The sequence below is a fragment of the Erwinia sp. TECH1 genome (assembly GCF_054057575.1).
Window position 1 is genome coordinate 425265 of sequence record NZ_JBSRZK010000001.1, and the last position, 12159, is coordinate 437423.

12 protein-coding genes are annotated in these 12159 nt (G+C 58.4%); 5 read left to right on the forward strand and 7 right to left on the reverse strand.

Features of this window, described 5'->3' with window-relative positions; genetic code table 11:
• Nucleotides 1-71 precede the first annotated feature (71 nt).
• The 3 genes from ACVWZ0_RS01850 to ACVWZ0_RS01860 form a co-directional block, all read right to left on the reverse strand.
• Nucleotides 72-983 carry a LysR family transcriptional regulator gene (locus ACVWZ0_RS01850; protein WP_253456324.1) on the reverse strand — a complete coding sequence of 304 codons (912 nt, stop codon included), beginning with the start codon at nt 981-983 and terminating at the stop codon, nt 72-74.
• Between the two features lie 69 nt (nt 984-1052).
• Nucleotides 1053-2015: an alpha/beta fold hydrolase gene (locus ACVWZ0_RS01855; protein WP_253456321.1), complete on the reverse strand. Its 963-nt coding sequence runs from the start codon at nt 2013-2015 to the stop codon at nt 1053-1055.
• Nucleotides 2016-2109: 94 nt separating this feature from the next.
• Nucleotides 2110-2715, reverse strand: coding sequence for a TetR/AcrR family transcriptional regulator (locus ACVWZ0_RS01860; RefSeq protein ID WP_253456318.1), 606 nt, complete (start codon nt 2713-2715; stop codon nt 2110-2112).
• Between the two features lie 114 nt (nt 2716-2829).
• On the opposite strand from ACVWZ0_RS01860, the gene ACVWZ0_RS01865 reads away from it, so the two are divergent.
• Nucleotides 2830-4662 carry an ABC transporter ATP-binding protein gene (locus tag ACVWZ0_RS01865; RefSeq protein ID WP_253456315.1) on the forward strand — a complete coding sequence of 611 codons (1833 nt, stop codon included), beginning with the start codon at nt 2830-2832 and terminating at the stop codon, nt 4660-4662.
• A 30-nt stretch (nt 4663-4692) separates the two neighbouring features.
• On the opposite strand, the gene ACVWZ0_RS01870 is transcribed toward ACVWZ0_RS01865, so the two are convergent.
• The 3 genes from ACVWZ0_RS01870 to ACVWZ0_RS01880 form a co-directional block, all read right to left on the reverse strand.
• A complete protein-coding gene (locus tag ACVWZ0_RS01870; RefSeq protein ID WP_253456312.1) occupies nt 4693-5820 on the reverse strand; it encodes a GNAT family N-acetyltransferase in 1128 nt (375 codons plus the stop codon).
• A 102-nt stretch (nt 5821-5922) separates the two neighbouring features.
• Complete coding sequence (locus tag ACVWZ0_RS01875) at nt 5923-7299, reverse strand: MFS transporter (RefSeq protein ID WP_253456309.1); 1377 nt, start codon at nt 7297-7299, stop codon at nt 5923-5925.
• A 310-nt stretch (nt 7300-7609) separates the two neighbouring features.
• The gene (locus tag ACVWZ0_RS01880) at nt 7610-8509 is read right to left on the reverse strand and encodes a LysR family transcriptional regulator (RefSeq protein ID WP_125289359.1); all 900 of its coding nucleotides are present in this window, start codon (nt 8507-8509) and stop codon (nt 7610-7612) included.
• A gap of 163 nt (nt 8510-8672) precedes the next feature.
• Here ACVWZ0_RS01880 and ACVWZ0_RS01885 point away from each other — a divergent pair, with 163 nt between their 5' ends.
• From ACVWZ0_RS01885 to ACVWZ0_RS01900, 4 genes are all read left to right on the forward strand, one after another.
• Nucleotides 8673-9047 carry a helix-turn-helix domain-containing protein gene (locus ACVWZ0_RS01885; protein WP_301730638.1) on the forward strand — a complete coding sequence of 125 codons (375 nt, stop codon included), beginning with the start codon at nt 8673-8675 and terminating at the stop codon, nt 9045-9047.
• A 27-nt stretch (nt 9048-9074) separates the two neighbouring features.
• Nucleotides 9075-9305: a hypothetical protein gene (locus ACVWZ0_RS01890; RefSeq protein WP_253456306.1), complete on the forward strand. Its 231-nt coding sequence runs from the start codon at nt 9075-9077 to the stop codon at nt 9303-9305.
• Nucleotides 9306-9400: 95 nt separating this feature from the next.
• Nucleotides 9401-9907, forward strand: a complete 507-nt coding sequence (locus ACVWZ0_RS01895) for a TIGR00645 family protein (protein ID WP_125289362.1) — start codon at nt 9401-9403, stop codon at nt 9905-9907.
• A gap of 244 nt (nt 9908-10151) precedes the next feature.
• A complete protein-coding gene (locus ACVWZ0_RS01900; protein WP_253456303.1) occupies nt 10152-11048 on the forward strand; it encodes an alpha/beta hydrolase in 897 nt (298 codons plus the stop codon).
• A 35-nt stretch (nt 11049-11083) separates the two neighbouring features.
• Here ACVWZ0_RS01900 and coaA read toward each other — a convergent pair whose 3' ends face one another.
• Nucleotides 11084-12034 carry a type I pantothenate kinase gene (coaA, locus tag ACVWZ0_RS01905; protein ID WP_253456300.1) on the reverse strand — a complete coding sequence of 317 codons (951 nt, stop codon included), beginning with the start codon at nt 12032-12034 and terminating at the stop codon, nt 11084-11086.
• Nucleotides 12035-12159 lie beyond the last annotated feature (125 nt).

Genomic DNA, 12159 nt, shown 5'->3' on the forward strand with positions numbered 1-12159 from the left:
AAGGCTACACGGATCCCATGAGGATGATAATCCCTTGCTCAGCGCGGATATTCCTTCCGAAATGGAAAGAATTACCAGCCGCAATCCCACTCGGCCTCGCCTGCGTAATGCGCTTCAAGGAATTCCGTTAATGCACGCACCTTGTGCGCCAGATGGCGCGCTGGTGGATAGACGGCGTAAAGGCCGAGCGGCGGCATCTCATACTGGCGAAACAGCGGCACGATCGCGCCGCTGCGCAGCTGGTTTCCGGCGATAAACGTCGGCATCCGCGCAATGCCCAGCCCCGCGGCGGCGGCGCTCAGGCAGGCTTCAGCATTGGAAAAGCGCAGCCTGCCTTTTACCGCCACCGACAGAATACGTTCGCTGCCGTCGCGAAACTGCCAGTTCAGCGGCTCGCGAAAATTGGTATCGATGATGCAGTCATGCTGCGCCAGCTGGCGCAGATCTTCAGGCGCACCGTGCGTGCTTAAATAGCTTTCGCTTGCCGCCACGATAATACGGATATCGCTCAGCCTTCGTGCAATCAGGCTGCTGTCGCTGAGCCTGCCAATACGCAGCGCAAGGTCGAAACCCTCATCCACGATATTGACCATGCGGTCGGCGAAGCTGACGTCCAGCTCAATTTCCGGGTACTCTTTGGCAAAGGCTATCAGCACCGGCGCCAGGCTGCTGGTGCCGAAAGTCAGCGGCGCGGTCAGCTTCAGGCGGCCTGAAGGTTTGCCGGAAGCGTGACGTACCGAGGCGTCCAGCGCGTCGAAGTCGTCCAGAATGCTTTTGATGCGGTCAAAATAGGCCTGGCCTATCTCTGTCGGAAAAAGCGCACGGGTGCTGCGTTTCAGCAGCTGGACGCCCAGCTCGCTCTCCAGGCGGGAAACCAGTTTCGACGCCTGCCCGCTGCTGGTGCCCATGCGTTCCGCGGCAGCGGCGAAGCTTCCCAGCTCCATTACCGCCACCAGCATACGATCACAATCAAGCCGTTCCATCTCCGCCCCTCTGCCTCGGTCGTTATTGTCCTTATGCGCGCGTCGCCTGCCGCTTCCTGTGCGGGCCTGCTACCGACCGTCTGTCGGGCTACCAGAGGGTATAAAAAAATCGGCCAGCAGGCCAGCCAGCGTTGCGGACGCCTCTTCCGGAATGTAATGACCCACGCCGGCGATAACGCCGCCTTTTACCTCAACCGCCAGCTGTTGCAGCGTCGTCAGCAGGGTATCGCCCACGCTGCCTTCCGCCCCAACGGCCAAAACCGGCATCAATAATTTTTTCTCCGCCCGCTGCCGTGCGGCCGCCAGCGAGGCCGGTGAAAAGCCGGTGCGGTAGTAGCTCAGCGCCGAACGCAGCGCGCCGGGAAGCTGGTTAACGCGGACATACTCTTCCAGATCGGCTGGCGTGATACTCCAGCTCTTCAGGGATTTGGCCGCAAACAGCCAGCTAATCAGCTCGCGTTCGCGGCCCGTAAACAGGATTTCCGGCAAATCGTTCAGTCGATTGAAAGCAAAGTGCCAGCTCTTCACATTGGCTTCGTCAGTGGGAATGCCGGACGGCGGCGGCGGCGAGATGCCCGGCAGCGCGGCGTCGAACAGCGCCAGCCGTTTCACATCTTCCGGCCAGTCGGCCGCCAGCGCATAGCCTATCCAGCTGCCGATATCGTGGCAGACTACATCTATCGGGCCAGACTCGTTCAGCTTCAGCGTGGCGATCAGCTGATGAATATCGTTAGCGGTGGTGGTCATATCATAGCCGTCGGCGGGATGGGCCGAGTCGCCCAGACCACGCGGATCGACCGCAATCACGCGGCGGCCCGCAGCGACCAGCAGCGGCATCACGTAGCGCCAGGCGTACCAGCTCTGCGGCCAGCCGGGCAGCAGCAGCACGGGTTCGCCGCAGCCGCCCGTGACGTAATGAAGACGAATACCGTTGACCTCAACGTACTCCTGGCGGAACTGCTGCCAGAAAGTTGCGGTTTGAAAGGCGGCAATGGCCTGACGGTCGGCCTCAGTGTTGGTAGAGATAAGCATGGTTGCCTCTGCGGTTTGGGTATGATCGTTTCCAAATTGAATGTAATTTGGTCTGTTGGGCGCGCGGCGCCAGGCCGCGCGCAAAAGCGAAATATCAGCCGAGCAGCGTCAGGGCGTTATCGACCAGCTGCGCCATCTCTTCTGTGGTACGGCCGGTTTTTCCCAGCACGCGCATTCCCTGCGTCAGGCACAGCAGCATGGCTGCCGTAGCCGGTACGTTAAGATCGGGAGAAACAGAGCCATCCTGCTGACCCTGGCGCAGAAACACCTCAAAGCGCGCCTCGTTGGCCCCCAGCGATTGCGTGATACGGCGCGCCAGCTCGTCGTTGCGCGTCGCCAGCTCGACGGCGCAGCTCACCACCAGACAGCCGCGCCGCCCGGTTTCGCCCACGCTGCTTTCGCTGTAGTGGCGCAACAGCGCCTCCACTCTGGCCCGCCCGTTGGGCGCGTCCGCAAGGCGACGGTTCAGCGCCTCGCCGCGCAGCTGCTGGTAGCGGGTCAGCGCGGCCAGGAAAATCGCCTGCTTGTCGGCGAAAGCTTTATACAGGCTGCCGGGCGTGACCTGCATCGCACGGGCCAGCTCGCTGATGGAAGTCCCGGCGTAGCCCTGCTCGCTGAACAGCGCTATAGCGCCGTCCAGAGCAAGATCGGCATCGAATTCGCGCGGGCGTCCCGGCTGACGTAAAGAAGAGGTTTTCATCACTTCATAATAGAGAACGATCGTTTCCTAATCAAGCCGCAACCTGCGCCGCGTTCGTCATAACAGAAGAAAATGCACTACTATCAGTTTTTTGGCTGTAAAAGTGAGCTAGCTATGCTGTATCGCCGCTTTGAGAAACTGATCGATATTTTTCAGGACGCCCCCAGCGACACGCCGCCCAACCGCGTCTGGGCTTTTTACGTCTACTATCTGCGCCAGGTGTGGCAGAGCTTTGCCTTACTGCTGGCGATCGGGCTGATCGCTTCGCTGATTGAGGTCGCGCTGTTCCGCTTTTTGAGCACCATTATTGATATGGTGAACACGACGCCCGCCGCCAGCTTCTTTAGCGAACATGCCAGCGAGCTGATCTGGATGGCGGCGGTGGCGCTGGTTTTCAGACCGATCTTTATCGGCCTGCACGATCTACTGGTGCACCAGACGATCAACCCCGGCATGACCAGCATGATCCGCTGGCAAAACCACAACTATGTGCTGCGCCAGAGCCTGAATTTTTTCCAGAGCGACTTTTCCGGGCGCATCGCCCAGCGCATTATGCAAACCGGCAACGCGCTGCGCGATTCGGCAGTCCAGGCCGTGGATGCGCTCTGGCACGTGCTGATTTACGCTATTACCTCGCTGGTGCTGTTCGCCGAGGCGGACTGGCGGCTGATGATCCCGCTGCTGGTGTGGATTGTGGGCTATGTCGTCAGCATGAGGTATTTCGTGCCGCGCGTGAAATCCCGCTCCGTTGCCTCATCCGACGCGCGTTCGAAGCTGATGGGCACCATTGTGGACGGCTACACCAATATCACCACGCTGAAGCTCTTTGCGCACAGCGATTTGGAAAGAGCCTACGCGCGTGAGGCTATCGGCGATCAAACGGCTAAAACGCGTCAGCAGGGCCGGATGGTCACTAATATGGATGTGGTGGTGACCACGCTCAATGGCCTGCTGATAGTCAGTACCACGGGCCTGGCGCTGTGGCTGTGGACCCAGTCGCTGATTAGCGTGGGTGCTATCGCGCTGGCTACCGGGCTGGTGATCCGTATCGTCAATATGTCCGGCTGGATCATGTGGGTAGTCAACGGCATTTTTGAAAACATCGGTATGGTGCAGGATGGCCTGCAAACTATTGCGCAGCCGGTCAGCGTGGCCGACAAGCCGCAGGCGCCGAGGCTGAAGGTCGATCGGGGTGAAATCCGCTATGAGAACGTCGATTTCAACTATGGCAGCGCGCGCCGGGTGATCGACAAGCTACAGCTGACTATTCGTCCGGGCGAAAAGATTGGCCTGATCGGCCCGTCGGGCGCGGGGAAATCGACGCTGGTGAACCTGCTGCTGCGTCTGTATGACCTGGACGGCGGCCGCATTGTGATTGACGGCCAGGATATCGCGCACGTCAGCCAGGAAAGCCTGCGGGCGCAGATCGGCATGATTACGCAGGATACCTCGCTGCTGCACCGTTCAATTCGCGATAACTTGCTGTACGGCCGACCCGATGCGACAGAAGAACAGTTGCAGCAGGCGATCCATCGTGCGAAGGCCGACGAGTTTATCCCGCTGCTCTCCGATCCGCAGGGCCGCGTCGGACTGGATGCGCAGGTCGGCGAGCGCGGCGTGAAGCTTTCCGGCGGCCAGCGCCAGCGTATCGCTATCGCCAGGGTCTTGCTGAAGGACGCGCCGATCCTGATTATGGATGAGGCGACCTCCGCGCTGGATTCCGAAGTGGAAGCGGCGATCCAGGAGAGTCTGGAGACGCTGATGGGCGGCAAAACGGTGATTGCAATCGCGCACCGTCTTTCCACTATCGCCAAAATGGACAGGCTGGTGGTATTGCAGGAAGGGCGCATCGCCGAGATGGGCAGCCACAGCGAGCTGCTGGCGCTGGATGGGCTGTATGCCCGCCTGTGGCGACATCAGACGGGCGGCTTCGTCGGCGAGGATTAATCAATCAGCGGGCAGCGTCCAGGCTGCCCGTTATTCTCCGTCGCGGCGATAAGGCAGCGATGCGCGGGCTTCCAACGCCCACGCCTGCACGCCGGGCCTTTCCTGATTCAGGTAGTCCGCTACCGCCTCGAATAAGCCTTCATGCCGTAGATAGTGCCAGGATTCGGTGATCACCGGCTCAAAACCCCGCACCAGCTTGTGTTCGCCCTGCGCGCCCGCGTCAAAGCGCTTCAGCCCGTGCGCGATGGCGTAATCCATCCCCTGATAAAAACAGGTTTCAAAATGCAGCCGGTTAAACTCTTCCAGGCAGCCCCAGTAGCGACCGTAAAGCGTTTCGCCGTCCATCAGGCTGAAAGCCATCGCGACGGCCAGGCCGTTTTGCGTTGCCAGCACCACGCGAATGGCCTGCGGCATTTTCTCCGCCAGCAGGCTGAAGAAAAGGCGGGTGAGATAGGGTCGCTGGCCGCGCACCGCGTAGGTGTTGGCGTAGCAGGCGTAGACAAAGTCCCAGTGCGCTTCGCTGAGCTGATGACCGGCCAGCCACTCGAACGTAAACCCCTGGCTGGCGACCAGCTCGCGCTCTTTGCGTATCTGCTTGCGCTTGCGCGACATCAGCGTATCCAGAAAGTCCTGGAAATCGCGGTAGCCGGGGTTGCGCCAGTGATACTGGCAGCCAAGACGCGGCAGCCAGCGTGCTTCCGCCGCCACCAGCTCGCGGGTTTGCGCATCGCCAAAGTTGATATGGGCGCTGTGCAACTGGCGCTGATGCAGGAAATCGGGCACGTGATGCAGCAGCTTTGCGGCAAAGGCGCTGTCGCCTAACAGTCTTGCGCCGGTCACGGGGCTGAACGGCACGGCGGCCAGCCACTTAGGGTAGTAGGGCAGACCGGCGCGCTGGCAGGCGTCCGCCCAGGCGTGATCGAAAACGTATTCGCCCATTGAATGGCTTTTGCGGTAGCCCGGCAGCGCGGCGCGGATTACGCCCTGTTCTTCCCACACCAGGTGCTCCGGCTGCCAGCCGGTGCCTTTTCCCAGGCTGCCGCTCTCTTCCAGCGTGCTGAGAAAGGCGTGACGGAGAAAAGGCTGATCGTCCGGCAGTAAGGCATCCCACTGACTGGCGGGAAGATCGGCCAACTGCGTCAGAAGGGTTAGCGACATAGGGGCACTCCGTCTTGATGCGGGCAGGTGCGCTGCCCGATTAACCATGACGCTAAAGTGAAGGTTTTGCGTGCGAAGATCAACGTCTTCCCGCACGGGCCGCTAAAGCCTGCGCACCACGGGAGCAGCGCCGGTCGGATAAGTGTTGTCTTCCGGCGTTTCGCCACCGACGCGTTCAATCGGCCCCATCACAAACAGGAAGCAGCAGGCGGCAACGATACAGTGCGCGCCGACAAACACCAGGCCCAGGCTGTAGCTGCCGGTCAGCGCAACCAGGTAACCGAACATGATCGGCGTGATAATGCCGGCGATATTACCGACGCAGTTAAAAATAGCGCCCGCCAGGCCAACCGCTTCCTTCGGCGCGGTGTCGCTGATCACCGCCCAGGTACCCGCTCCGGCCGCCACGCCCTTGCCGTAAAAAGCAAAGGACATAATGGCGATGACCCAAAAGTTGCTGTTGGCGACGGCGGCGGCCATCAGCGTCGCGGCCATCAGCATCCCGACAATGTAAGGCGTTTTGCGCGCCCAGGAGACCGACCAGCCGATGCGGATCAGGTAATCGGAAATAATGCCGCCGGAAATCCCGCCCGCAAAGCCGAACAGCGCTGGCGCCACGGTGGCGAAACCGGCATGCAGAATATCCATGCCGCGCGCCTGCACCAGATAGACAGGGAACCAGGTAATAAAGAAATAGCTCAGCGCGATGATGCAGTACTGACCGATATAGGCGCACCACAGCATCCGGTTAGTCAGCAGCCTGCGGAAGGTTTCGCGGGAAACGGGAGTTTTCTCCTTACGCTCCTGTACCGAGTCGATATCGATCAGGCCGCCGCCCGCGACGATATGATCCAGCTCCTGCGGCGACACGCTGCGGTGCGCGCGCGGCTCCTGCATATACCAAAGCCAGACGAAGAAGGCCCCGATGCCGATAACGCCCAGCACAAAGAAGGGCCACGGCCAGCCGAATTCGGATACCAGCCAGCCGGAAAGGGGCGAAAAGATGCCGACCGCAAAATACTGCGAGGAGGCGAACAGCGATGAGGCGCGGCCGCGTTCGGCTTTTGGAAACCACATAATGGCGACGCGGGCGTTGGCCGGAAAGCTGGGTGCCTCGATCAGCCCCAGCGCGAAACGCAGCGTGAACATGATCACCAGCGCGCTGGTCAGGCCCGTAGAGAATTCGCCGACAAAGCCCATCGCCAGCGTGGAGATCGACCAGAGCACCAGCGTCACGCCGTACACTCTTTTGGTGCCGAAGCGATCCAGAAACAGGCCGCCGGGGATCTGTCCTATTACATAGGCCCAGCTGAACGCCGACAGGATAAAGCCAAGCTGGATGGGCGAGAGGCCAAACTCATCTTTAATCGCGCCGCCCGCAATCGACAAAATAGAGCGATCCGCATAGGCGATAACGGAAAGAAACAGTATCAGCATTAATATCCACACGCGCACGTGCGATCCGTTTTTAGCAGTCATAGTGCTTACCCTTATTTATTGTCGCTCTGAATACAGGCGCAGAGATGACGAAGCTTGCCGCAGCGGCAGGAGAGAAAGGAAAACGGCCCGGGGGCGTTTTAATCAACTATAGGAGGCGCTTTTCAGGCGGGTCATTGTGCTGTTGTCGGGATTAACGGGAAATTTTTGCGATACATTCAGAAAGATGCACAAGGCGGCTTGAAGCGCTTCACATTCCGCACGTTATCCGCCGCGCTTGCCACACGGCTTTCCTGGAACGTGCACTGGGTCTGGTTTTCTTTGCGCGCTCTCTTCTATAGGACGCGGTATCTCAGGGATCGATCATGGTCGGCCCGGCGATGCGCAGCACGTTGTAGAACCAGGTTTTTGCCGTGATATCGCCGATTTCGGTGTGCGCATAGAGGAAAACTTCCTGATTCGGCACGTGGAACGGCAGCTCCAGCATCCGGCCGTTGCCGCGACGTGCGTAGATCCTGGCGGCGCTGGAAGGCAGCGTTACCAGCAAATCGCTGGAGGCAATCAGCTCGCCCAGGGCGGCGAAGTGTGGCACTTCCAGCGCGATTTCGCGTTCCAGCTCAAACTCTTTCAGCCGATCTTCCACAATGTGGTGACCGCTGGTGGCAGCGACCACGACGTGGCGTTCCTGCATATACTCATCCAGCGACAGGCTCTCTTTAATTCGCGGATGGTCAACGTTGAGCAGGCAGACATAGCGTTCATAGGCCATCAGCTCGCGCTGCGCGGAGGAAACCGACTCATTGCGGCTACACAGCGCCGCGTCGATACGGCCCGTCAGTAGCCATTCGTCCAGCTTGTGCACGTCGACCGGGATCACCTCCAGCTGGATATGCGGCGCCACGCTGCGGAAAAGCGTAATCAGCTTGGGCAGCAGCAGCAGCTCGCCCAGGTCCGTCAGCGCCAGGCGGAACTTATAGCGCGAGGTTTCCGGCGAAAAGATGCGGGTTTCCGCCACGGCTTTTTCTATGCCGGTCAGCGACTTTTTAAACACCTTATAGAGCTGCATCGCGGTCGGCGTCGGCTCCATGCCTTTCCGGCTGCGCTTGAACAGCTCGTCGTTGGTTTCGCTGCGCAGACGGGCGAGCGCGTAGCTGGCGGAAGGCTGCGTAATAAACAGGCGATCGGCAGCGCCGCTGACGCTGCGAGTTTCATAGATAGCGGTAAAAACGCGTACCAGGTTGAGATCCAGCATGGCTACCTCTATAGAGACTATCTATTAACGAACATTAAAATTATCTATTTGAACTATTTTACACTTCTTTATATCCTTCCGCCAAATTTTGATAAGTTATTCCTTTTGTTGCATATCAAAATTTAACTAATAAAAACATATAGATATAATATTACATCGTGGAATGGCGGCGTCATATGCAGGATGCCGCTGCAGGAGAAAGTCAGTGAAAGGTGAAATCGTAGACGTGATTATCGACTGGATTGAAGCGCATCTGGACGATGGACTGAATATTGAGGCCGTAGCCGCGCGCTCCGGTTATTCTAAATGGCACTTACAACGCGCTTTTAAAGAGAAAAAAGGCATGACGCTGGGCAGTTTTATTCGCTATCGTCGCCTGGACGAGGCGGCAAAAAGCCTGGTGACCTCCCATAAAACCATCATGACCATCTCTATGGATTTGGGATTCTCCTCCCAGCAGTGTTTTCAGCGCGTCTTTAAAAAACACTTTAACGTGACGCCGAGAGATTATCGTAATCAGCATCGCGAGCTGCACTAAATTCGCGCATCTCTGAATAAATACCCTATGAAAAAATATGCTTTTCTTATCGCGTTGGCGATAAGCGGGACCGGTTTTGCTGCCGTTCCCGCTCGGCCAGCGGGCGTTCAGACGACCACGGCGTGCGAGCCGGGTTTTTGCTTACCGCTTGTCCGGGCCGGCGATGAACTGGCGCTGGGCATCGGCAGCATTGACCGGCAGGCGCGCCGGGTGCTTGAACCCGCCTCGGCAGGCATGCTGACCGAGCCAACGGAGTAAATCCGTAAAATTCCCCCGGTGCAGGCCTGTGCCGTGAAAAATTTAACATTCCATCAGGTATACTACCGCTCGTGTTAACCTGCTTATGGAATGCTATGGAACGTCTTACTGAAAATCTTATTTACGCCTCGCGCTGGCTGCTGGCACCTATTTATCTCGGGCTGTCGCTGGGCCTGCTGGCGCTGGCGATCAAGTTCTTCCAGGAAGTTTTTCATCTGCTGCCCAACGTGCTGGCTATGGCGGAAAACGATCTGGTGCTGGTGCTGCTATCGATGATTGACCTGACGCTGGTTGGCGGCCTGCTGGTGATGGTGATGCTCTCCGGCTATGAAAACTTCGTTTCCAGGCTGGATATCTCCGAGCACAAAGAAAAGCTGAGCTGGCTGGGGAAAATGGATTCCGGCTCGCTGAAGAATAAAGTGGCGGCCTCTATTGTGGCGATCTCTTCTATTCATCTGCTGCGCGTGTTTATGGATGCGCGCAATATTCCTGATAACAAGCTGATGTGGTACGTCATTATTCATCTGACGTTTGTGCTGTCCGCCTTTGTGATGGGCTATCTGGACGCGATGTCCCGTAAAGATAAAAACGCCCTGCACTGATTGCGCTTTGCCCGGAGCGGCTCCGGGCAATCCTGCCGTTATTTAGCGCCCGCCGCGAATTTCACTTGCCTCCCGACCGGCAAATCGCATAAAAAAGCGGTTCTTCTTGCCGATAAAGAATTATTCGTCCGCTTCGCCTCCTTCTGCCTGCCCGTTTCTGGCCTCCGCTTTGCATGTCTTAGCGAAGAGCGCTGCGTCGGCACGGAGCGCGGCGCGTTTATGTCACCAAGGAAAACCATGTCAGATGATTAGTCGACGCCGGTTAATAATGGGCACCGGCGCAGCCATGTTGGCGATGACCGCCGGAAAACTATTTGCCAGAGAAGACATTATTCCCCTGTGGCCTGACGAGCCGCCGGGCGGGGGCGGGCCGGGCGGCAATCTGCATGTGTCCGCCAGCGGCGCCTGGTCGAATATCGTCAGTCCCGCTATTCAGCGCTTTCAGCCGCAGGAGCCTAACGGCTCGGCGGTACTGATCGCGGCGGGCGGCGGCTATCGCTGGATCGGCATGGGCGGCGAAGCCTGGCCGGTGGCGCGCTGGCTGAATGCCCGTGGCTATACGGCCTACGTGCTGAGCTATCGGCTGCCGCACGAAAAATGGCACGCGGGACGGCTCGCGCCCTTTCAGGATGCACAGCGCGCAATCAGGCTGGTGCGCTCGATGGAGCGGAAAGTACATCTGCTGGGCTTTTCCGCTGGCGGCCACCTGATGGGCATGTCGGCGGCGCGGCCTGGTTTCGTGACCTATGCGCCGCAGGATACGCTGGATCAGATTGCGCCGGTCGCGGACAGCGTTGCCCTGATTTATCCGGTGATCACGCTGGAAGCGCCTTACACCCATACGCGTACTCACAGCGAAATCGTCGGAAAAAACGCTTCGCCAGCGGATGAGGCGGGCTGGTCGGTGGAAAATTACGTTACGCGTAGCTTCCCACCTACCTTTCTGGCCCAGGCGGACGACGATCGCACCTCAAATCCGCACAACACGCAGATCATGCACGACGCCTGTCGGCGCATGGGCGTGCCGGTCGAACAGATCAAAATTACGCGAGGCGGACATGGTTTTGGTCTGGGAAGGGCGGGGACGCCTGCGGCTATCTGGGATGAGGCTTACGCTATCTGGCTGGCGGGACGTCGGTAAATGCTTTGGCGCCTTCCGTGGCGCCGTCTGGCAGGCTATTTTCTGAGCCGTACCAGATCGACCGCATGGTCGGTGCTTTTGGTCATGATCAGGCTGGCTCTTTCGCGAGTCGGCAGGATATTCTCTTTCAGATTCATCAGATTAATCTCCTCCCACAGCTGCGTGGCGATGCCTACGGCCTCGTCTTCAGGCAGCTTTGCGTAGTGATGGAAGTAGGAATCCGGATCGGTAAACGCGCCCTGACGGAACTTCAGGAAGCGATTAATGTACCAGTGGCGCAGCAGATCTTCCGGCGCGTCCACATAGATAGAGAAGTCGACGAAATCGGAAACAAAAACGTGATGCGGATCGTGCGGGTAATCCATACCGCTTTGCAGCACGTTCAGCCCTTCCAGGATCAAAATATCCGGCTGCTGCACGACCTTGTCGCCGTCAGGAATAACATCGTAGATCAAATGCGAATAGACCGGTGCGGTGACCTGAGCGGCACCAGACTTGAGGGCGGAGACGAAATTCACCAGGCGATGCATATCGTAAGATTGCGGAAAGCCCTTTTTCTTCATCAGGCCGCGCTCTTTTAACACCTCGTTGGGGTGCAAAAACCCGTCCGTGGTAATCAGCTCGACGCGACGATGCTCCGGCCAGCGGCTCAGCAGCGCCTGCAACACGCGAGCCGTGGTGCTTTTCCCTACGGCCACGCTGCCGGCGATACTGATGATATAGGGGATCTTCTGGCCATTGGTGCCCAGGAACTGCTCCAGCACCGCCTGACGGCGTAAATCGGAATTGATATAGAAGTTAAGCAGACGCGATAACGGCAGATAGATCTCCGCGACCTCATTAAGAGAAAGATCTTCGTTTATCCCCTCGAGCCGGGCAATTTCTTCTTTGCTCAGGGTCATCGGCACGGAATCACGCAGCGCGGCCCATTGCGAACGGTTAAATTGCAGATAGGGTGTGGTCAACAAGGATTCTTTTTTACTCATATACATGCTTCTGCCAGCAAGAACTTGCCTGTTGTGGCGTGCGCAGAGAAGACGCTGTCCGCTGCTGCCGCTCGCGTAACTAAGGTAAATTTCAGAAAACAATGGGCAGGAGGTTAACACCAGAC